General features: G+C 56.0%; 15 protein-coding genes. 9 read left to right on the forward strand and 6 right to left on the reverse strand.

Annotated elements, in window-relative coordinates; genetic code table 11:
• Positions 1–15 precede the first annotated feature (15 nt).
• Positions 16–6084: an Hpt domain-containing protein gene (locus RHM61_RS09150; protein ID WP_322250806.1), complete on the forward strand. Its 6069-nt coding sequence runs from the start codon at positions 16–18 to the stop codon at positions 6082–6084.
• Between the two features lie 403 nt (positions 6085–6487).
• Here RHM61_RS09150 and RHM61_RS09155 read toward each other — a convergent pair whose 3' ends face one another.
• Entirely contained in the window at positions 6488–7981 is a 1494-nt protein-coding gene (locus RHM61_RS09155) for a deoxyribodipyrimidine photo-lyase (protein ID WP_322250807.1), read from the reverse strand.
• A gap of 145 nt (positions 7982–8126) precedes the next feature.
• Here RHM61_RS09155 and RHM61_RS09160 point away from each other — a divergent pair, with 145 nt between their 5' ends.
• The 6 genes from RHM61_RS09160 to RHM61_RS09185 all read left to right on the forward strand — a co-directional run bounded on the left by RHM61_RS09160 (position 8127) and on the right by RHM61_RS09185 (position 12905).
• Positions 8127–8747 (forward strand): YqgE/AlgH family protein, encoded by a 621-nt coding sequence (locus RHM61_RS09160; protein WP_322251077.1) that lies wholly within the window; start codon positions 8127–8129, stop codon positions 8745–8747.
• The gene (ruvX, locus tag RHM61_RS09165; protein WP_322250808.1) at positions 8747–9148 is read left to right on the forward strand and encodes a Holliday junction resolvase RuvX; all 402 of its coding nucleotides are present in this window, start codon (positions 8747–8749) and stop codon (positions 9146–9148) included. The genes RHM61_RS09160 and ruvX overlap by 1 nt, the downstream gene beginning before the upstream one ends.
• Before the next feature lie 57 nt (positions 9149–9205).
• A complete protein-coding gene (gene pyrR / locus RHM61_RS09170; protein WP_416200223.1) occupies positions 9206–9730 on the forward strand; it encodes a bifunctional pyr operon transcriptional regulator/uracil phosphoribosyltransferase PyrR in 525 nt (174 codons plus the stop codon).
• Positions 9723–10697 carry an aspartate carbamoyltransferase catalytic subunit gene (locus tag RHM61_RS09175; RefSeq protein WP_322250809.1) on the forward strand — a complete coding sequence of 325 codons (975 nt, stop codon included), beginning with the start codon at positions 9723–9725 and terminating at the stop codon, positions 10695–10697. Before pyrR ends, RHM61_RS09175 begins: the two co-directional genes overlap by 8 nt.
• Positions 10698–10707: 10 nt before the next feature.
• Positions 10708–12009 carry a dihydroorotase gene (locus RHM61_RS09180; protein WP_322250810.1) on the forward strand — a complete coding sequence of 434 codons (1302 nt, stop codon included), beginning with the start codon at positions 10708–10710 and terminating at the stop codon, positions 12007–12009.
• 83 nt (positions 12010–12092) lie between these two features.
• Entirely contained in the window at positions 12093–12905 is an 813-nt protein-coding gene (locus tag RHM61_RS09185; RefSeq protein WP_322250811.1) for a lysophospholipid acyltransferase family protein, read from the forward strand.
• On the opposite strand, the gene RHM61_RS09190 is transcribed toward RHM61_RS09185, so the two are convergent.
• From RHM61_RS09190 to RHM61_RS09210, 5 genes are all read right to left on the reverse strand, one after another.
• Positions 12870–15509: a DUF1631 family protein gene (locus tag RHM61_RS09190; RefSeq protein ID WP_322250812.1), complete on the reverse strand. Its 2640-nt coding sequence runs from the start codon at positions 15507–15509 to the stop codon at positions 12870–12872. The genes RHM61_RS09185 and RHM61_RS09190 overlap by 36 nt on opposite strands.
• Before the next feature lie 245 nt (positions 15510–15754).
• A complete protein-coding gene (locus RHM61_RS09195; RefSeq protein WP_322250813.1) occupies positions 15755–16579 on the reverse strand; it encodes a symmetrical bis(5'-nucleosyl)-tetraphosphatase in 825 nt (274 codons plus the stop codon).
• A 12-nt stretch (positions 16580–16591) separates the two neighbouring features.
• Positions 16592–17698 carry a ferrochelatase gene (gene hemH, locus RHM61_RS09200; RefSeq protein ID WP_322250814.1) on the reverse strand — a complete coding sequence of 369 codons (1107 nt, stop codon included), beginning with the start codon at positions 17696–17698 and terminating at the stop codon, positions 16592–16594.
• 20 nt (positions 17699–17718) lie between these two features.
• The gene (recN, locus tag RHM61_RS09205; RefSeq protein WP_322250815.1) at positions 17719–19365 is read right to left on the reverse strand and encodes a DNA repair protein RecN; all 1647 of its coding nucleotides are present in this window, start codon (positions 19363–19365) and stop codon (positions 17719–17721) included.
• 57 nt (positions 19366–19422) lie between these two features.
• Positions 19423–20316 carry an NAD kinase gene (locus RHM61_RS09210; RefSeq protein WP_322250816.1) on the reverse strand — a complete coding sequence of 298 codons (894 nt, stop codon included), beginning with the start codon at positions 20314–20316 and terminating at the stop codon, positions 19423–19425.
• Positions 20317–20390: 74 nt separating this feature from the next.
• Between RHM61_RS09210 and RHM61_RS09215 the strand changes: the two genes are divergently transcribed.
• Both RHM61_RS09215 and hrcA read left to right on the forward strand, forming a co-directional pair.
• The gene (locus RHM61_RS09215) at positions 20391–21077 is read left to right on the forward strand and encodes an HAD-IA family hydrolase (RefSeq protein ID WP_322250817.1); all 687 of its coding nucleotides are present in this window, start codon (positions 20391–20393) and stop codon (positions 21075–21077) included.
• Positions 21078–21142: 65 nt separating this feature from the next.
• The gene (gene hrcA, locus RHM61_RS09220; protein ID WP_322250818.1) at positions 21143–22162 is read left to right on the forward strand and encodes a heat-inducible transcriptional repressor HrcA; all 1020 of its coding nucleotides are present in this window, start codon (positions 21143–21145) and stop codon (positions 22160–22162) included.
• Position 22163 lies beyond the last annotated feature (1 nt).

The following is a 22163-nucleotide window of genomic DNA, read 5'->3' on the forward strand; positions in this document are numbered from 1 at the left end:
GTTTGCGGAGTACGCATGACAGTCGATTTTTCCAATTCGCCACAACAAGCCCAGGAACAGTTCGATACCGGACCGCTTTCCTGGGTCATGGCGGAAGTGCGTGAAGCAGTGACCCACGCGGGCAAAATGCTCACGCAAGCACTGACGCAAGATGCAGACAGTCGCTCGACTTCGCTGTTGCACGCCAAAAGTTACTTGCATCAAGCGCACGGTGCTTTGCAAATCGTCGATATCGACGGTGTCTCTATGGTGACGGAAACGATAGAAGATGTGATCGATCGTTTGCAAATGGAACAGTTGGAAATGCGTGCCGAGCATGTTGAGGTGATTCTCGATGCTTTCCATGCGGTCTTGCGTTATCTGGAAGATCTGTTGTCGGGCGCGGCACATCAGCCGGTGCGCTTGTTTCCGTATTACCGCGCGCTGTTGGAACTCAAAGGTGCCGACCGGATTCACCCGGCCGATCTGTTTTTCCCTGCCTTATCGATGCGCGAAAAAATTCCGGAACTGACCGTCACGCTGCAAAGCGCACCGGCCGATTACACCGGCTTGCGCGGACGTTTTGAAAAAGCACTGTTAACACTGCTGACCAGTAAAGAACTGGCGCAACAGCAAGAAGCGGCCGCAGCGATTCGCATCGTGCTCAAAGAAATCGAGCAAATGCAGAGTAACCCACAAGCCAAAGCCTTTTGGGTGGTGATGTCGGCGTTTGCCGAAGCGGTGGCGCAGGGTGGGATAGAAAACCAGCAATACGTGAAACAAATTTTCGGTCGCATCAACCTGCAAATTCGCCGTTTGCTCGATGGTGTGCAGGCGATTCCGGAGCGCTTGCTCAGAGATGCCTTGTTTTTCTTGGCACAGGTCAGTGAACCTTCACCATTCGTAGCCAGCATACGCCAGGCCTACTCGCTGGCCAACCAAGTGCCGCTCGATTACAATCAAAAAAATTACGGTCAGATTGCCGCCGGCGTACTCAGTACGGCGAAAGAACAATTGACTACGGTGAAAAATTTGTGGGGCCGTATCGCCAATGGTGAGACCACGCTGGCCGACAAATTTTCGCAAAAAATGAAAGACTTGGCCGAAACCAGTGGCCAGCTCAATGCCCCAGCCTTGGCCAAGCTGCTGCGTGAATTGAGCGGCATCGCACGCCATGTCGCGCACACTGCCGAAAGCAGCAAACTCGGTTTGGAATTGGCCACCAGCCTGTTATTCATCGAAACGGCATTGGACCAAATTACGCGCTTGCCGGCGCATTTTTCTGAGCGTGCCGACGAAATTACGGCGCGTTTGTTGTCGGTGGTATCGGGTGATGAACCGGCTTCACAAGCGCCATGGATGGGCGAAATTTCACGCGAAGCGCAGCAGCGTCAAACCATGGGGGTGTTGGTCGGTGAAATGCAAACCAGCTTGCGCCAGGTTGAAAAGATCCTCGACGATTACTTCCGCGACACTAGCCAGACCGCCACGCTGAGCTCGGTCGACAGCATCTTGCATCAAGTCGGCGGTGCGCTGGCGATGCTCGATCAAGATGTCGCCATGCAAGCGGTGGAACATACCCGTCAATTGATCGCCGGATTGGCCGCCGCCGCCCCCGAGGAGCGCGCTGGCCAAGCCCAGACGCATCAAACGGTGGCACAAAATATCGGTGCCCTGAGTTTTTTCATCGAAACTCTGCAGTCGCAACCCGAGACGGCCAAGAAAAAATTCAGCTTTGATACCGAGGCTGGAGTGTTCCGTTCCAACTTGCTCGAGGCGGTGGCGAACAAGGCATTACTGCCAGCGAATGGACTCGAACTGACGACGGCCTTGCCGGCGGCGGCGACGGCGGAACAAGAATTGACCCAGCAGCAGCAGGAATCGGCGCGTTTGGCGGTATCGCTGGCGGCCCATCCCGATGACCAAAGCTTGCATACGCAATTGATCGATTCGCTCGAATCCGAACGCGCGGTCGCCCATGTGCTCGACGATGCCGATGCCAGCGAACGTGCTGCCACCGCCATCGATTTGCTCGGCCAAGCCGGCCAGCCACACTCAGCCGCCGACTTGCAAGACATCGTGACAGCGACGATCGCTAATCCGGAATCCCAGCCTTTGCTGGCGGTAGTATTGCCGAACAGCGAAGCCGCCGTCGATGCCGAATTACTCGATATTTTTCTCACCGAAGCCGAAGAAGTGCTGGAATTCGTTGAACTTACGTTGCCGAGCGCGCGCAAGGACATCGACAACCAAGCCTATCTGACCAGCTTGCGGCGCTCGTTCCACACCTTGAAAGGCAGCAGCCGCATGGTCGGTTTGCCGGTGTTCGGTGCGGCAGCGTGGAGCGTTGAGCAAGTCATGAATCTGTGGTTGTCGGAGTCGCGTAGTGGCAGCGATGCTTTGTATACTTTGCTCGAACACAGTGCGCTGGAAATGACGCGCTGGGTGGCCGAACTCAAACAAAGCGCTTACTCCTCACGCGATGGCGCGGCCCTGATTGCCGCTGCCGAGCGATTACAAGCCGGCTTGCCGGCGGAGCATAGTGAGATTGCCGAGCTGGCCGAGATTGCCGAAATTACGCCAGTAGCAGAGGCACTGCCTGCGGTGGCGGCGATCGAAGAGCCGACTGTCGCGAAGGCGGATGATCTCGACGAATTGCTGCTGCTCGATTTACCCGTACCAGCAGAGGCCGACGCCGACGCCGATGATTTTGAAGCACTGCTGGCCAGCGATGTCGCGCAGCAGACTGCCAGCGCCACCTTGGCGGCGCTGGCCGAGCCGCAGAGTGAACTCACGCCGATACCAGAGCCGCTGCTCGATCTGTCGCCGACGCCTAGTCTGGAAGATTGGTTGGCCAGTTCGCTGGTGACCGAGTTGGAACCGGCGATGGCCAGCGAGCTCGCTGCCGCCAGCGTAGCCGAAGCCGATCTGGCCGATGAGTTCATCGGCGCAGAAACAGTGAACCAACCAGCAGTGGCAGCAGAAGCAGAGATCGAAGCGGCCGTAGCCGAAGCCGCAGTGGCCGAAGAAACCGTCGAAGCTGCGCCGCTCGAAAGCGTGCTGCCGGAATCCATTGCCGCCTCAAGCAGTGCCCAAATCATCGGTTTTCCCGAGCAAAGCCGCGCAGCCGTTGGTCTCGATGACAATATCAAGCGTATCGGTGAGCTCGAAATCAGCCTGCCGCTGTATTCAATTTATATGGCAGAGACCGATGAAATCGTGCGTTTTCTGTCGCAAGATTTCGCCGAATGGCGGCATGAACCGTATCGGCATGTCACCACCCATGCGATCCATGCCAGCCATACTTTAGCCGGCAGTTCCGCCACCGTCGGTCTCAAGCCGCTGCAAGAATTGGCCCACAGTTTGGAAATGGTATTGCAAAGACTGGAGCGCCATCCGGTGGAGTTGTTGGTGAGTGAATATGATTTACTCGAGCTGGCCTTAGACACCGCGCGCAACATGTTGCAGAAATTTGCCTTGTCAGAAATTGCTGAATTTGCCAGCGAACGGGTGCACCAACTCGAGATCTTACTGGCCGACGTGATCGCCCGTTCCGCTGCCGGTGCCGATGAAGAATTCATTACCTCGACCAATGAAAAACTCGACCTGGCCGATTTGGCCGGGGTGGCTGGCGCCGCTGAACTGGTCGCAGCGTTGCCTGAGGGACGACATGCTGCTGCGTTCGATGCGCCGGCAAGCACGGCGCAGCTGACTGATTCGGCCTTGCAAATCAAGGACGATCTCGATCTCGATTTACTGCCGGTGTTTATCGAAGAAGGCCTCGATCTCTTGCCTATGATTGAGCAATTATTGCGCCGCTCGCAAGAGCAGCCCGATGATGCCGCCACTTTGCAGGCGATCGCCCGGCTCATGCACACCATGAAAGGTAGTGCCCGTATGGCCGGTGCCATGGCACTCGGACAGCATATCCATGACATGGAAACACGGATCGAAAATCTGATGCTCGTCCCTGCTCCGGCACGTGGACCTTTGCTCGAAGATTTGTTGACGCGTCATGATTTGAGCATGCAATTGTTCGATCGCTTGCAACACCCGGAAGTGTATGCCGACGATGGCTTACCCGAAGTATTGACGGCTGCGCAAGAGCTCGACCAATTTCAAGAAGCCCAGGTCGCGGCCGTCAGCGAGCCTGTCGCTGTGCCGACCAGCCTGCCGAGTGGCGTAGTGCAGCCGTTTGCGACGCCGCTCCATGCGGTCGCGGCGCGCGCAGCCGCGGCACCGGCGGCACCGGTGACTTTGGTGCGGGTGCGCGCCGATGTACTCGATCGTTTGGTCAATCAAGCTGGTGAAGTGTCGATTTCACGTTCGCGCTTGGAGAATGAAGTCGGCACCTTGCGCAGTTCTTTAAGCGAATTGACGGAAAACGTCAGCCGCTTGCGCGCCCAATTGCGCGAAGTCGAAATTCAAGCCGAAACCCAGATCACCTCACGCATGGCGCATTCGGCCGATCGTGAATTCGATCCGCTGGAATTTGACCGCTTTACGCGCTTGCAGGAATTGACGCGTATGATGGCCGAAAGCGTCAGCGACGTCGCCACCGTGCAGACCAATCTGACCCGCACCATCGACGGCGCGTCCGGCAATTTACATGTGCAAGCACGCTTGACCCGCGAACTGCAACAGGATTTGATGCGGGTTCGTATGATTCCTTTCGCCAGCGTGACAGAGCGTTTGTATCGCGTCACGCGCCAGACTGCCAAAGAAATCGATAAGCGCGTCAATCTCGATATTCGCGGTGGTAACGTCGAAATGGATCGTGGTGTGTTGGAAAAAATGGTCGGACCATTCGAACATTTACTGCGCAATGCAATTGTCCATGGCATTGAATCACGCCAAGTGCGGCGCGATCATGGCAAGGATGAGACCGGCGAATTACAGATAGAAGTGCGGCAGGAAGGCAATGAAGTGGTGATCCGCTTCAAGGATGACGGCCAGGGTTTGAATCTCGACGACATCCGCGATAAGGCGCACAAGCTCGGCTTGCTCGGATTGGATGAACAGTTAGCCGACTCCGACATGGCCAGTTTGATTTTCGAGCCCGGTTTTTCCACCGCAGTCGAAGTCACCGAACTGGCTGGGCGCGGCGTTGGGATGGACGTGGTCCGTTCCGAAGCGGCCTCGCTCGGCGGTCGGGTGGAAGTCGCCAGCGTGGCCGGCAGCGGTGCCGAATTCACGATACGCTTACCATTGACACTGGCGGTGACCCAAGTGGTACTGCTCAGTTCCGGCGGCCGTACCTTCGCCGTGCCATCAGTCTTGGTGGAACAAGTGCAGCAGTTGAAAGCCCATGCACTGGCGACGGCTTATAATGAGCGCTCGGTGCAGTGGCAAAATCAGCGCGTGCCCATGCATTATTTATCGGCCTTGTTAGGCCAGCGCGATGCCGTGCCGTTGGCACAGCAGTATTCGCCGCTGTTAATCATGAAAAACGGTACCGAGCGGGTCGCCATCCACGTTGACGATATCGTCGGTAATCGTGAGGTGGTGGTAAAAAACATCGGACCGCAACTGGCCCGTATGCCCGGCGTAGCCGGTGCCACCGTGCTCGGTTCCGGTGACATCGTACTGATCATCAATCCGGTACCGCTGGCGCAAAAATGGGAAGCTGAACAATTGCGCCTGCCACAGCTTGGACATGAAATGGGTGCCGTTGCCGATTTGCAAGAACATTCACCACAGTTGCCGGCCGAACCGGTGCAAGGCTTACGTACCCAACATACGGTGATGGTGGTCGATGATTCGCTGACGGTGCGACGCGTCACTCAGCGCTTGCTGGCGCGCGAAGGCTATCAAGTAATCTTGGCGAAAGACGGTATTGATGCGCTTGAACAGTTGCAATCGATTACCCCCGACGTGATGCTGGTCGATATTGAAATGCCGCGTATGGATGGCTTCGATCTGACGCGCAATGTGCGCAGCGATGCGCGTACCGCCCACATTCCCATCATCATGATCACTTCGCGCACAGCCGACAAGCATCGCAACTATGCGCGTGAACTTGGGGTCAATGAATATTTCGGTAAGCCTTACCGCGAAGATGATTTGCTTGAGGCCATCGTTGGCTTCATCGGTGAGAACCGTTAATGATGGGCTGAGACGGTCGAGATTTTCGGCTTGTTGCGTGAAAAAAAAAGAAGGGCCAGCAGAAATTTTTGCTGGCCTTTTTTTAAGAATCTGCGCTTCCCCAGGGTTTGAAACCCCGCACTTCAGAGGCTGTCGCAAACGTCGGACGGACATTTTTTACATCTACCACACCGCATACCTTTGGCGGGAACCTAGTGTCGTTTTCAGCACTGAAAACAGCATCATTTCTGGCATTTTCAGTTAAGCACGAACGTCGCTGGATTCCGGCCACAAGCGCGCAGGAATGGCCTTGTTGGCGATTGGGGTAATGATGCTGACTTGTTGCAAGCGCGCGAAAAATCAGCGCGGCGGCTTACCATCGACAAACAATCAAATTTTTGCCGCCATCGCCAAGCCCAAGGCATCAGTCCAGTTCAGGCACACCCGCTTGCTTCACCACAGCATAACGCGCTAAAGTTGCGTGGCGCGCCGCATCGTGTTCGACCACCGGGTAAGGGTAGTTGTCGCCTAGCCGCACGCCGGCTTGTTGCAACAGTAAAGGCGCGGCTTTCCACGGCGCGTGGATGCTGCGTTTATCCAGTCCGGCTAAGTGCGGCAGGTAGCGCGCGATGAATTTACCATCGGCATCGAATTTTTCCGATTGCATGATGGGATTGAAAATACGGAAATACGGTTGCGCATCGCAACCGGTTGAGGCCGCCCATTGCCAGCCGCCATTATTGGCCGACAAATCGAAGTCATTCAAATGCAAGGCGAAATAAGCTTCGCCGCGGCGCCAGTCTATGCCGAGATCTTTGATCAGAAAGCATGCCGTCACCATGCGCAAGCGGTTATGCATGTAACCGGTTTGATTGAGTTGCAGCATGGCGGCATCGACCAGCGGGTAGCCGGTTTTTCCTTCGCACCAAGCTTGAAACAGCGTGTCAGCCAGTGGGCCTTGTTCCCATACGATGGCCTCATAAGCCGGTTTGAAGGCGCGTTCGCAGACGTGTGGGTGATGATCGAGAATCATGAAATAAAAATCGCGCCAGATCAATTCCGACAGCCAAACTTCGGCACCGGTATTGCTGCCGCGCCGGACTGCCTCAACCGCCGTGCGGACCAAATGGCGTATCGATACCGTACCGAAGCGTAAATGCATCGATAAATACGAGGGTCCTTTGATAGCTGGAAAATTACGCGTTTGGTCGTAGCGTGCCAAACGTGGTAAAAAATCTTCGAGCAACTGAGCCCCGCCCTGCATGCCGCTTGGTATGCCGCTGGGACTCTGTGCTTCGGCAAAGCCCATTTCTGCCAAGCCAGGCAGCGCTGCTAAATCCGGCATTAGCGCGGGTGCATAGTGCTGGGCATAGCGGTCGACGCGATACGGCTGGGTATAAAAATCTTGTTGATGCCCGTGTAATTTTTTCAGCCAAGCGTTTTTATACGGTGTGAACACCGAAAAAGGGGTGCCGGCCAGCGAGCGTACTTCCTCTTTTTCAAAGATGACCTGGTCTTTGAAACTGAACAAGGCGCAGGCTTGCTGCGCTAACGCTGCTGCCACGGCCGTATCGCGCGCCTTGGCGCTCGGTTCATAATCATGATTGACGTATACCGCTTGGCACTGCAGTTGTTTGGCCAGTGCCGTGATCTCGCTGACCGGGTCGCCATAGCGCACCAACAGCGTGCCGCCGGCCGCGGCCAGCGCCGCTTGGAGGGCGCGCACGCTGTCATGAATGAAGGCCAGTCGGCGGTCGTTCTGTGGCAGTGCGGCTAAGATGCGCTGGTCAAAAATGAAGACGCCGGTGACTGCTTTGCTTTGGCGCAGTGCGTGGTAGAGGGCGGCATGGTCGAAATCGCGCAAATCGCGGCGAAACCAGACCAGCGCGTGGTCGAATAAAGGGCTAGTTGAGGGCATGAAAAACGTCGTGAAAGTCGAAAAAGGTCAGTCTTGCACCATAGCACACATCGAAAAAAGCCGTTAAAACTGCTAGAATGTCAGCATGGCGAAGCAAATAAAAACACCCCACTCCGACTTGTATAATGACAAGTCTGTCAGCGCTATGGCCGCAGCAGAGCGTGCCGGCGATAGCATTGATAGTACATTGATAACGACAGAATTGAATCTGACGAATCATTTCCTTATTTCCATGCCGGCAATGCACGACCCTGTCTTCGGTGGCAGCGTGATTTACCTGTGTGAGCATACTCCCCGCGGTGCCATGGGCATGGTGGTCAATCGCGCGACCGATATGACGGTGGCCGACTTATTTGAACGCATCGAGCTGAAACTCGAAAATATCCCCGACTCGCACCCGATGCGCGCGCATTTGGTATTGTTCGGCGGACCGGTGCAAGACGATCGTGGTTTTGTCTTGCATTCACCCGTAGGGGAATACAGTTCCTCGCTGAAGGTGACCGACGATATTGCCTTTACCACCTCGCGCGATGTGCTCGAAGCCATCGCTGCCGGCGATGGCCCGGAACAGGTACTCATGAGCGTAGGCTATGCCGGCTGGGGTGCCGGTCAGTTGGAGCAAGAAATCCTGAGCAACCAATGGTTGACTGTGGCGGCTGATACCGAGGTGTTATTTTCTTTATCACTTGAGCAACGTCTGCATGCCGCCATCAAATTACTCGGCATCGACCCGTTGATGCTGGCTGCCGTCGCTGGGCACGCCTGATGAGCAGCGCTGCCATGCCAGTCGGGGTCGTGCTCGCGTTTGATTTCGGTTTGCAAAGAATCGGTGTCGCAGTCGGCAACAGTGTGTTGCGCCAAGCGACGCCGCTACAGATTATTTCTGCCGCCACGAATGACGCCAAGTTTGCCGAGCTGGCCAGCTTGATCAAGCAATGGCAACCGGCACTGTGCGTGGTCGGCTTGCCGCTGCAACCCGATGGTGCGGCGCATGCGATGACGCAACGCTGTACGCGTTTTGCTCAACAATTGCAGGGACGTTTTGAGGTCGCCACCGTCTTGGTCGATGAGCGTTATTCTTCGGCCGTGCTCAAGGCTGGGCGCGGTGAGCGGATTGACGATCAGGCGGCAGCCTTAATATTGCAACAATATTTTGATGAACATTAACTTGTCGTCTCCAGCGGGATGCGAGCTAACCGTGCCGCCAGTGCACAGGGAAATATGATGACGGCCTTTACCCCCTTGCTTGATGCAGAAGCCTTGTATCAAAGCCTGTTGAATCAAATCCGACCGTATGCGCAAGCGCGTGCGGCAGCCGGACAAGCGCTGGCAGTGGTCGGCATTTATTCCGGCGGGGCATGGATTGCCGCGCGCTTGGTAGCCGACCTTGGTCTCGAAGCGGCTGCCGGCCTGATCGATGTCTCGTTTTATCGCGATGATTATGCCGCCAAAGGCTTGCATGCCGCGGTCAAGCCTAGCCAGATACCGTTTGATGTCAATGGTGCCGAGATCTTGCTGGTCGATGATGTGCTCTATACCGGCCGCACCACGCGCGCGGCCATCAATGAATTGTTCGACTATGGTCGGCCGGCGCGCATCTTGCTGGCGGCCTTGGTCGATCGGGGCGGACGCGAATTACCGGTGGCGGCTGATTTTGTTGCGCATATCGCCAATTTTGAACCCGCTGTCTCTATCAATCTGCAACGTGCAGAAGACGGCACACTGAGTTTTTCCATCGACCATGCATAATCCCCAGCTCAATAAACACGGCGAACTCCAGCATTTGCTGACGATAGAAGGTTTACCGAAGTCCATTATTCATCACATCCTCGATACCGCTTCTTCCTTCGTCAGCGTCAGCGACCGCGAAGTGAAAAAGCTGCCTTTGTTGCGCGGAAAAAGTGTTTTCAATTTGTTTTTTGAAAATTCCACCCGCACCCGTACCACCTTCGAAATCGCGTCCAAGCGTTTGTCGGCCGACGTAATCAATCTCAATATTGCCGCTTCCAGTGCCAGCAAGGGCGAGTCCCTGCTCGATACCATCGATAACTTGGCTGCCATGCATGCTGACATGTTTGTGGTGCGTCATGCCACTTCGGGTGCGCCGTTTTTGATTGCCAAGCATCTCAATGATACGCGCCAGCACCACGTTCATGTGGTCAATGCCGGTGATGGCCGCCATGCTCACCCTACCCAGGGTTTGCTCGACATGTACACGATTCGGCATTACAAAAAAGATTTCAGCAATCTGACCGTTGCCATCGTCGGCGATGTCTTGCACAGCCGCGTGGCGCGCTCCGACATCCATGCCTTGACCACCATCGGTGTGCCGGAAGTGCGCGTGATTGCCCCGCGCACTCTGGTCCCGGGCGGTTTGGAACAGATGGGCGTGCGCGTGTTTTCGGATATGAATGAAGGTTTGAAGGGCGTCGACGTGATCATCATGTTACGCCTGCAAAATGAGCGTATGAGCGGGGCCTTGCTGCCGTCGGCGCAGGAATATTTCAAAAGCTACGGCCTCACGCCGGAACGTTTGGCACTGGCCCATCCGGATGCGATTGTCATGCACCCGGGGCCGATGAACCGCGGCGTGGAAATTGATTCAGCCGTGGCGGATGGTCCGCAAGCGGTGATTTTGCCACAAGTGACTTTCGGCATTGCGGTACGCATGGCCGTCATGAGTATCGTGGCCGGCAATAGCGGCGGCGAGGCCTGAGGATACAGACATGCAAATACAAATAAAAAATGGCCGTGTGATTGATACGGCCAATGCCATCGATGGTCTGCATGACGTCTTCATCCGCGCCGGCCAGATCGCTGCAATCGGTGTGGCGCCGGCCGGTTTCGTGGCCGACCGCATTATCGATGCGACCGGCTTAGTGGTCGCACCCGGCTTGGTCGACCTCAGCGCGCGCTTGCGCGAACCGGGCTTTGAATACAAGGCGACGCTGGAATCGGAATTGAAAGCGGCTATGCGCGGTGGTGTGACCAGCTTGGTGTGTCCACCCGATACCGACCCGGTACTCGATGAAGCCGGTTTGGTGGAAATGCTCAAACAAAGAGCGCGTTCTCACCAGAAAGCCCATGTCTATCCGCTCGGTGCCTTAACGGTAGGCTTGCGTGGTCAGGCCCTGACCGAAATGGTGGCGCTGACCGATGCCGGCTGCATCGGCTTTTCGCAAGCCGAAGTAAGCATCGTCGACACCAATACCCTGCAGCGTGCCTTGCAATATGCCGCCACTTTCGGGTATACGGTCTGGTTGCGGCCGCAGGATGCCTACATCGGCCAAGGTGGTGTGGCCCACAGCGGGCCCTTGGCTTCGCGTATGGGTTTATCGGGTGTGCCGGTGATGGCAGAAACGATTGCGCTGCACACGCTGTTTGAACTCATGCGTGCCACCGGCGCACGCGTCCATGTCTGCCGCATTTCTTCGGCGGCCGGACTGACTTTGATCAAACAGGCGAAAGCCGAAGGTCTGCCGCTCAGTTGTGATGTCGGTGCCCATCACGTGCATTTAACCGATACCGACATCGGCTACTTCGATTCCAATGCCCGCCTCACGCCGCCCTTGCGCAGCGGGCGTGATCGCAGTGCGATTCAAGCCGCTCTGGCCGATGGCACCATCGATGCGATTTGCTCGGATCATACCCCGGTCGACGATGATGAAAAATTACTGCCCTTCGCCGAAGCCTCACCCGGTGCCACCGGTCTGGAACTCTTGCTGTCGCTGGCCTTGAAATGGGCCGAAGACAGCCGCGGCGAAGTCTCGCTGGCACAGGCAATCGCTAAAATCAGCGCGCATGCCGCGCGCGTGGCCGGCTTGGCAGCGGGTACGCTGACGGTTGGCAGCGTCGCCGATGTTTGTGTCTTTGCCGCCGATGAACGCTGGACGGTATCGGCCAAGACCCTGCTGAGCCAAGGTAAGCATACGCTTTTCCTCGGCTATGAATTGCCCGGCGTGGTCAAGCTGACCATGGTGGCCGGACAGATCGCCTATGAAGCGACCGGAACGACTCCGGCAGCATGACAACAGCTGGCCGACCGCAGTGCGGTCGGCCGCAAGAATAATCACAATATCGATACGCCGACGGCGTATCTGGCGGATCTGGCATGATAGTTTGGCACTTGTTTCGAATTTTCCTCCACGTCAGCACAGGCTTGTTGATTTGCTCGTGTGTGTTTCCGTTTGCCTCCGCGGCTAGCCGCGAACAATTGATACGGCGCTGGTCGCTGCAATTGTTGACGATCTGTGCGGTGGACGTGAAGTTTGCCGACGCCAGTGGCGGCCAAATCGGCCCGCAAGCTATCGTTGTATCGAACCATGTTTCCTGGCTCGATATTTTCGTCATCAATACCCTGCATCCCTGTCACTTCGTCGCCAAAGCCGATATTCGCCAGTGGCCGGTGATAGGCTGGTTGTCGGCACAAGCCGGGACGATTTTTTTAGTGCGCGGCAAACAGCGCGAGGTGCGGCGGATTTATCAGGGCTTGGTCGATCAAATCAATGAGGGTAAGCGCATCGCTTTTTTCCCTGAAGGCACCACCGCCGCCCAGGGCATGTTATTGCCCTTCCATGCCAATTTATTCGAAGCGGCAATCGTCGCGCAAGTGCCGATACAGCCTTTGGTCGTACGCTATGTTGACGCGCAAGGGCGCTTGCATACGGCGGCTGATTTCATCGGCGAGATGAGTTTCGTCGAGAGCTTGCAAATCATTTTGAAAGCGCCGCGCATGACGGCAGAATTGGTGCGCTTGCCAGCGATTGTGACTACCGGTGCGCATCGGCGCGAGATTGCTGCGCAAACCAGGGCGGCGATTTTGCAGCAGTTGGTGATGAGCAGCGATGAAACGCCGTGCAGCTATGCTCAAGAGTTGAGCGACACAGAATCAGGCCGCCAAGGGCTGGTCGAGCGCATCGGCTGAGGTCAGCAAGGCTTGCACGGCGCGCTCAAACAGCGGCTCGGCTTCGAGAAAACGCACACGACCATGGGCGATCATGCGGCGGAACATGCGTACGCTGACGATTGCCGGTTGCTCATTGCCTTCCAGGCTGAGCACCAGATTGTTGAGCTTGGGATCGACCCAATTGAGGGTGCCTGTACTCGGTTTGAGCCCCAGTTTAACTTCCAGGCTGACACCGCTGCGCAAACGTTCGCGTATCATTTCAGTACTTATATCCAGTGGTAGTGGCAATGCCATGGCAGCCGATTCATCGCCGAGTTCGGCATCGAGCAGTTGATCGAGCATGTCGACCTTGAGGTCGAGATCGCGAATTGCTTGGGCCAGAATGCGTTGGGTTTCCGGCGCATCTTGTTCTTGTTGTAACTGCTCTGGAGAATCGGTGCTCGGATAGACGAAACTGAAAAAATGCTCGTGGATCGCCGGCAGACTCAGACCGCGGCCGGCCGGCATGCTGCTGGCCACGCGCAGCGCGGTGGTGTGGGCATCAACTAACCAGTCGAGCAAATTTTTCTGTCGTACCGGGTCGTAAGCGATTTCACCTAGCGCTTCGCGCAAGGTGTTGAGAATAATCGGCAAGAGGGCGAATAATTGTGTGCGGTCTTCGGGCTGGCTCTTCGCCACGATGCTCCACAATAAGTCCGGCACCAGCAGGCGATAACGGCGGCCACGGCGCGCTTCTTGGTGTTCGCCAAACTCGATCGCGCGCACCCAAACCGATTGCAAAAATTCGCGCAGATAAGGATCGATGCTGAGTTTTTGTAAAGCTTCGTGCAATTGCGCGCTGATGTGAACCAAGCGCAGCGTGCGGTTTTGTACCTCTTCGACGGCCACCACGGTAGCGTTGATCTGCGTGTCGCTGCCACGTAATTCTTTGGCGATGAAGGCATCGAATTCATCGAGCATGCGGGTAAATAATTGCGCATTCTCGCTGTCATCGTCGAGTAGGGTGGCAACGATACGGCTGATTTCAGTGGCGATATGTACGCCGGTCGGATCGATTTGCTTGAGCCCCAGCGAGATCGAGCCGACCCGATTGATCAACATGCGCGCCGGATGGCCTTTTTGCGTCAACAAAGTCGGGTCGCGCAAAGCCACTTTCAGTACCAGAAATTGTAAACGTCCGAGTTGTGCGCGAATTTCCGCCGGCACTTGCGGGTCGCTGAGAATAAATTCAAATAACATCGCCACCACATCGATGGTCATTTGTTCATCGACATCTGCGGTCAAGGCATTGAGATGATTGCGTTGTTCGAGAATTAAATTACGGATGCTGCCGAAATTGTCGAACATCTGTTCGACCGGGGCGGTAAAACTCTTTTGTAACTGATGGACCGTGGCGATGATGGCCGTGCGCGAACTGCTGGGTTCATTGGCGCTGCTTTCTTCCGTGCTGCCATCTTGGCGCGCTTCGGCATTGCTGCCTGCGATTGCCGTATCATCCGGCGCGCTGGCGGCTTGGTTGGCGGCGGCACCGTAAGCGTGGCTAGCGTAGCTCGGGCTGGCCTGTGTGGCTTGGCTGCCATCAAAAAAACTGCGCAGGGTGGTACCGACCAATTGGTTTGATCCCAACCATTTGAAGGCTGGCTCATCTTGCGTGGCAAATTCTGGTACGCCGGCTTCTTCAGCAGCGCCTGATTCGGCTTGCCGGGCGCTGTCGAAATGCGTCATGACGCCGGTGCCGCCGCGGCTGGCATGGCGTGCTGCGCCTTGCTCGGACCCGCTGCCGGCACTGCCACCGCTGCGTCCCAAGCCGGCCGCCAGGGTGCGCACCGAATGGAATAATTGCTCCAGCTTACCCGGTGTGCGGTCATGCGAGATGTCGCGTCGGCTGGTGTCATAGCGCTGGCCGCCGATTTCAACATAGTCTTGATTTTCTTTCGCCGCCTCGGCTGCTGCTGCTTGCGGTGTTGGCTCGCTGGTCTGGCGTTTTAATTTGAATTGCAATTCGGCCGCCACGCCTTGTTCGGCCAGATAGCTGTTGACGCTGTCGTAAATGCTGCCGACACGCGCTGCCAAACTCGCCGCGAGCTGGTTCGTCAGACGCATGGCCAAGGGCGCTTCCAGGCCATAGGCATCGACTGCCAGTGCGATACTGCGGGCGATCAGATAGGGACGAAACGGATTTTCACGCTCACGGATATGTTCTTGCTTGAATAGCAGGGCGACGCGAATATTGAGGTCGCGAATCTGCTCCTCGGCTTCGGTACGAAAACTGGCCGTGATTTCCTTGAGCATCAGCTCGCTTTCGAGCGCGCTGGAATCGACCAAAGACAGGCTGCCGCCGGACATGTTGAGAACCGAAGCCGGACGGAAGCTGTTGTAGGTAGTTTGAAAACTGCGAGTGAGCAAGGTTTCCAAATGTTCGCGCATGCTTTGTTCGACTTCGGTGGCGCGCCGCAGCATCGCGCCGGCATGTAAATATTGCCCTTGCTCGAGCGGGTTATACGCCGCTTCCGCCATGTTGAACATTGCCGCACTGGCATCGGCCAGAGTCGGGCCTAAGACACGGATAAAGGACCTGAGAAACTCCTTGCGTGCGGCCGGAAGCAGTTCATTCGGATCCATTTGTTATTTCCTTAAATTTGCACAATGTTAAATCAATGCCATTACTTACTTTGGCCTAGCAGTATAGGCATATCTGCTTTGGCGGCAATGATCATTGCTTGGAATTTAAAGATTTTTGACAACTTTTTACAGCTAACAGAGAAAAATGTTGTTTATATATTCAATATAAGCGTCGCGCCGAATAGTTACAGATAGTCTACATTCGTTTGCTGCTTGAATAGTTTCAGAATGACAACGTGGTGCTTTCAAGTCGGGCTTTGCTGCTGCGGGCAACTGATCTGGGTCACGCTGCGGTCTTGCAAGCACACTGCGCTCAATTGTCCGCCCCAAACGCAGCCGGTATCGAGGCTGATCAGCTCGGGGCGATTGAGTAAGCCTAAGGTGGACCAATGACCGAACACGCGCGTGGCGTCGGCACTGGCACCGGTGTGTTCAAACCAAGGAAGGAAACCGGCCGGTGCGGTGGCTTGGCCATCTTTGCTGGCAAACTCCATCTCACCATCGGCACGACAAAAGCGCATGCGTGTAAAGACATTGAGCAGGCAGCGCAGGCGTGCATGGCCGCGTAATTGCGGATCCCAGCGCTCGGGCTGATCGCCATACATATCGCTTAAAAAACTCAGCCATTGCTCACTGCGCAACATGGTTTCGATTTCTTGTGCGTATTGCATGGCATCGGCGACGCTCCAGGCTGGCAAAATACCGGCATGCACCAGTAAGTGTTGTTCGTGCCAGATCGCCAACGGTCGTTGGCGTAACCAAATTAATAATTCGTCCCGGTCCGGCGCTTGCAAGATCTCGTTCAGGGTGTCTTTGCGATGCGGCGCGCGTATGCCTTCGGACACCGCCAGTAAATGCATATCGTGATTGCCGAGCACGCTGTCGGCCCGGCCGCTTTGTTGTAACTGGCGAATTAAGCGCAGGGTGGACAAGGACTTGGGGCCGCGGTTGACCAAATCGCCGGCAAACAAATAGAAATTGTCCTTGCTGCGTTGTTCCAGCAAGGCCAGCAATTGTTCCAATTGGTCGCCGCAGCCTTGAATGTCGCCGATAAAATACGTGGTGCGCATCGCTTGCCGCGCTTAGCGTTCCGCACCGAGGCGCTTGGCTTCGGAGCGACTGGTTAAGGCTTGTTGCTTTTGCTTATCGCGCAAACTCACTGGCAGCATGGTTGGCCAGCCTATCAAGTGTTGTTCGGCAATTTCGGCGAGTGCGCGCAGCCACACCGGTGATTCATTGAGGCAGGGGATGTAATTGAATTCCTTGCCACCTGCGAGCAGAAAATCGGCACGCACTTCCATGGCGATCTCTTCCAAAGTTTCCAGGCAATCGGCGATGAAGCCGGGGCAAATCACGTCTATGCGTTTGACGCCGTCGCGCGCGAGTTGAACGACGCTCGGTGCCGTATATGGTTGCAGCCATTCGGCCCGACCTAAACGCGATTGAAACGTCACCATGTACTGATCTTTGTTTAAACCCAGTTGTTCGGCCAGCAGTCGCGCCGTTTTATAGCATTCACAATGGTAAGGGTCGCCGCGCATCAGAAAGGCTTTCGGCAAGCCATGGAAACTCATCACCAGTTTTTCCGGGCGACCGTGGCTTTGCCAGTGCTGCAAGACCGACTGCTTTAAGGCATCGATGTAGGCATCGTGATCGTGGTAATTTTTTACCAGACGTAATTCCGGGATATTTCTGACTTGTTGATAGTGTTCGAACACCGCATCAAAATTGGCTGCCGTGGTGGTGGCCGAATATTGGGGATAGGCAGACAGAATTAAGATGCGCTCATAGCCCTCGGCTTTTAATTTTTGCAGCACCGAGGGAATCGATGGCGTACCGTAGCGCATGGCATAACTGACCTGCACCTCATGCCCGCGTTCGCCCAGATAACCCTTGAGCAGCAGGGCTTGTTTTTCGGTATGCACTTTCAGCGGTGAACCGTCCTTGGTCCAGATCGAGGCATATTTTTTTGCCGAGACACCGGAGCGAAATGGCAGGATCACGCCGTGCAATATCAGCCACCAAATCGCTCGCGGTACTTCCACCACGCGGCGGTCCCACAGAAATTGTTTTAAGTAGCGCCGCACGGCTGAGCGCGTCGGTGCTTCCGGCGTGCCGAGATTGATCAGGACAACTGCAGTTTTACTGATTTTGCCGTGGGAGTAGTCCGGTTCTTTGAGAAAGCGCATAGGGAGGTTCTGTGACTGTTTTATGAAGCGAGTAATTCGCGTGCGTGTTTACGGGTGGTGGCGGTGATTTCCACACCGCCGAGCATGCGCGCGATTTCTTCCACGCGTTGTTTTTTATCGAGCGCGATGATGTGCGAAACCGTGCGCCCATCGTGGCTGGCTTTGCTGACTTGCAGGTGCTGATTGGCTTGGCTGGCGACTTGCGGTAAGTGTGTCACGCATAAGACTTGGCGCTCTTGTCCCAGGCGGCGCAGCAAACGGCCGACGACTTCGGCGACGGCCCCGCCGATACCGCTGTCGACTTCATCAAAAATCAGTGTCGGGGTAGCGGTGGCGGCCGAAGTAATGACGGAAATCGCCAGCGAAATGCGTGCCAATTCACCGCCCGAGGCGACCTTGGCCAAGGCGCGCGCCGGTACGCCGGCATGACCGGCGACCAAAAATTCTATTTGTTCCAAGCCGTGGGCACTGGCGGCGCAGGGCGTCAGGTCGATGGCGAAACTGCCGCCGCTCATGCTGAGATCTTGCATCGCTGCCGTCACGGCGATAGCCAATTGGCCTGCTACTTGGCGGCGTGCCGCGCTCAATTGCCGGGCCACTTGCAGATAGGCTTGCTCGGCGCGCTCTTCTTCGGCTTTGAGCGTGGCCATATCGCTGGCATGGGCCAGTTGCTGTAACTGGGCCGATAAGCTGCTTAATTCACTATGCAAGGCTTCCGGTGCGACATGAAAACGCCGTGCCGTCGAATGGATGGTCTCGACGCGGGCTTCGACCACACGCAAACGGGCCGGATCGAGTTCGGTGCGGGCCAGGTAATCATTGAGCGCGTAGGTGCTTTCTTGCAGATTGATACAGGCCGATTCGAGTGCATCGGTGACCGGTTTGAGGGCGCTGTCGTAATCGAGTAATTTCAATAAGCGTTGCTGAATGCCAGAGAGCTGCGACAGCAGCGGATGCTCGGATTCGGCAATCAATTCCGCAGCGGCTTGGGCACCTTCGAGCAGGCTGGCAGCATGCGCGAGGCGGCTGTGTTCTTGGCAGATGCTGTCCCATTCGCCGGCTTTGAGTTGTAGTTTATCGAGTTCGCCGACTTGCCACTCCAGCCGTTCGCGCTCTTGGCGTACGTCTTTTTGATTGTTTTCAAATTCGCTGCGCTGCCGGCTCAAGGCCCGCCAGGCTTGATAGCGCGCGCTCACTTCAGCCGTCGCGTCCTGCAAGCCGCCTTGGGTATCGAGCAAAACGCGTTGCGCTTCGCTTTTGAGTAAGGCTTGATGCGCGTGTTGGCCGTGTATATCGACGAGCAAGTCACCGAGTTCGCGCAATTGGCCGGCGGTGGCGGTGATGCCGTTGATCCAGGCTTTCGAGCGGCCGGCATTGTCGATGGTGCGGCGTAAGATCAGGTGTTCTTCCGGGTCGTTCAATTCATGCAGTGCCAACCACGCGGCGACGCAACTGCTGATCGAGAATTCGGCACTGATATCGGCTTTGGCCGCATGTTCACGCACCATGCTGGCGTCGCCGCGGGCCCCGAGTACCAGGCTGAGGGCATCGATGAGTATCGATTTGCCGGCCCCGGTTTCACCGGTCAACACCGATAAGCCGGAACAAAATTCAAGCTCCAGCGTATCGACAATCACAAAATCACGAATGGCAAGCGTGCGCAGCATAGTGGCAGGACCGTAAAGGAAGAAAGTAAGAGTCTGCCATAGTTTCAGCAAACCAGATTAATTGAGCGCGCCTTCGACCGACGGATATTCATTCCAGTGCAGTTTTTCACGCAGCGTATGGTAATAGTTCCAGTCTTGCGGATGCAAGAAGGTGACGGTATGCGGCGAGCGTTGTACGATGATGCGGTCTTGGTGCAGCAGGCTGGCGAAGGTTTGCATGTCGAAATTGACGCTGATATCGCGGCCGGCAACGATTTCAATCACTACTTCGCTGCTGTCGGGCAGTACAATCGGCCGATTCGATAAGGCATGCGGCGCGATCGGAACCATCACGATGCCGTTCAAACTAGGATGTAACAGCGGCCCGCCGGCGGACAGGGCATAGGCGGTCGAGCCGGTTGGGGTGGAGACGATCAAACCGTCGGAGCGTTGGTTGTACATGAATAAACCATCGACTTCCACGCGTAGTTCCACCATGCCGGAACCGGCACCGCGGGCGACGACGATATCATTGAAGGCGGAACCGCTGAAAATCTGCTCGCTGCCGCGCATTACCACTGCTTGCAGCAAACTGCGCTGTTCCGAGACGAATTTCCCGGCCAGCATTTCTGTAATCACCGGCATCATGCGGTCGAGCGGAATATCGGTGATAAAGCCAAGCCGGCCTTGGTTGATGCCTATCAAGGGGACTTTATATGGTGCCAGTTGCCGCGCAATCCCGAGCATGGTGCCGTCACCACCGACGACGATGGCGGCGTCACAGCTCTTGCCGATGTCGGCTACCGAGCGTGCCGTCAGGCCGACCAGCTCAGGATAACGCGCAGTTTCGGTTTCGAGCACCACGTGGTGACCGGCTGCTTGCAAAAAATGCGCGAGTTCGCCGACCGAGGCGGCGATGCCTGCAGCATTGTATTTTCCAACCAGTGCGATGGTTTTAGCCGGTGCAGTCATAGAGAAAGAGTGGTGACATGATGAGCCAGATTAGACCATAATTAGCGCAATAATGAACGAACTGAGTGGCCTCTGTGAAAATTAAAGCTGTATTGCTCGATCTCGATGACACCTTGTGGCCGGTACGGCCGCTGCTGTTGCACGCCGAAGCGGCCTTGTATGAGTGGATGCAAGTCCATGTGCCAAGCGTGGCGGCGGCTTATAGCATCGAAGCGCTGCGCGCCAGGCGACAAGGCTTGATCGCCAGCGATCCACGTTTTCGCTATGATTTATGGGCCTTGCGCCATACCGTATTGAGCCAAGTTTTTGTCGAACATGGTGAAGTGGCGGCCAAGGCCGACTCGGCGATGGCAGTATTTGCGCACGCGCGCAATCAGGTCAGCTTGTATGCTGACGTCGAGCCGGGGCTCACGCAATTGGCCCGGCACGTCCAGCTCGGCACTATTTCCAATGGCTTTGCCGATCTGCGGGCGATCGGTTTGGCGCGGCATTTTCAAGTTTCCTTGGCCGCGCATCAGTTCGGTTGCGCCAAACCCGATGCACGGATTTTCCATGCTGCCTGTGCCGCGCTGGCCCTGGCACCAGCCGAAGTGTTGTATGTTGGTGATGATTTGCTACTCGACGTTGAGGGCGCGCAGCGTGCCGGATTGCCGGCGGCTTGGATGAACCGCAGCGGCATCGTGTCTCAAGAGCGGGCCCATCCGCAGATTCGCCCCGAGCTGGAATGCCGTGATTTATATGACTTACTCCAATTATTCTGATCTTTGCCGCAAATCTTACGCAGTTTCCTGTGTTCAGAGTGCGTGCGCTCGCATAGAATGAAAACATGCAACTTGATATTCGCGCTCAGACCCTCTTGAAAGCCCTCGTGGAACGCTACATCGCTGATGGTCAGCCTGTAGGTTCACGCGCTTTGTCAAAAATTTCCGGACTCGAATTGTCGCCGGCGACCATTCGCAATGTCATGGCCGATCTCGAAGAGATGGGCTTTGTCGCCAGCCCCCATACCTCGGCCGGGCGGGTGCCGACGCCGCGCGGTTATCGCATGTTCGTCGATGAATTATTGACAGTGCAAGAAATCGACGAGGTCGGTTTGGAATCGCGCCTGCAACCGGGCTTGTTGACGCAACCGCCGCAAAAAATTATCGCCAATGCGGCGCAAATTTTATCGTCTTTGTCGCATTTTGCCGGCGTGGTCATGACACCGCGCGTGGCTTCGGTGTTTCAGCAAGTCGAGTTTTTACGTTTATCAGAAAAACGCATCTTGCTCGTCGTTGTGGCACCGGCCGGGGAAGTGCATAATCGGCTGCTGTTGACCGATACCGATTACACGCCGACGCAGTTGGTGCATGCGGCCAATTACCTGAACCAAAATTTCGGTGGCCTCAGTTTTGAGGATGCGCGTTACCGGATTAATAAAGAATTGCGTCAAATACAGACTGATATGTCGCGTCTGATGCAAGCGGCCGTCGAAGCCGGCAGCGATGCCTTGGCAGAGCAGGGCGATGAAGTGGTGATTTCCGGCGAGCGCAATTTGCTCAATGTTGAAGATTGGTCATCGAACATGCATTCGCTGCGCAAGCTGTTTGATATGTTTGAACAAAAAAGCAGTTTGATGCAATTACTCGATGTCTCAGGCAAGGCTACCGGGGTACAGATTTTCATCGGTGGCGATTCGCAACTGGTCCCTTTGGAAGAAATGAGCATCGTGACCGCACCTTATGATGTCAATGGCAAAATTGTCGGTACCTTGGGCGTCATCGGACCGACGCGCATGGCCTATGAACGCGTGATTCCGATCGTTGATATTACGGCAAAATTGCTCTCAAATGCATTGAGCCAGTAGA

Source organism: Undibacterium sp. CCC3.4, from assembly GCF_034347425.1.
In the GTDB taxonomy this organism is placed as follows: domain Bacteria; phylum Pseudomonadota; class Gammaproteobacteria; order Burkholderiales; family Burkholderiaceae_D; genus Undibacterium.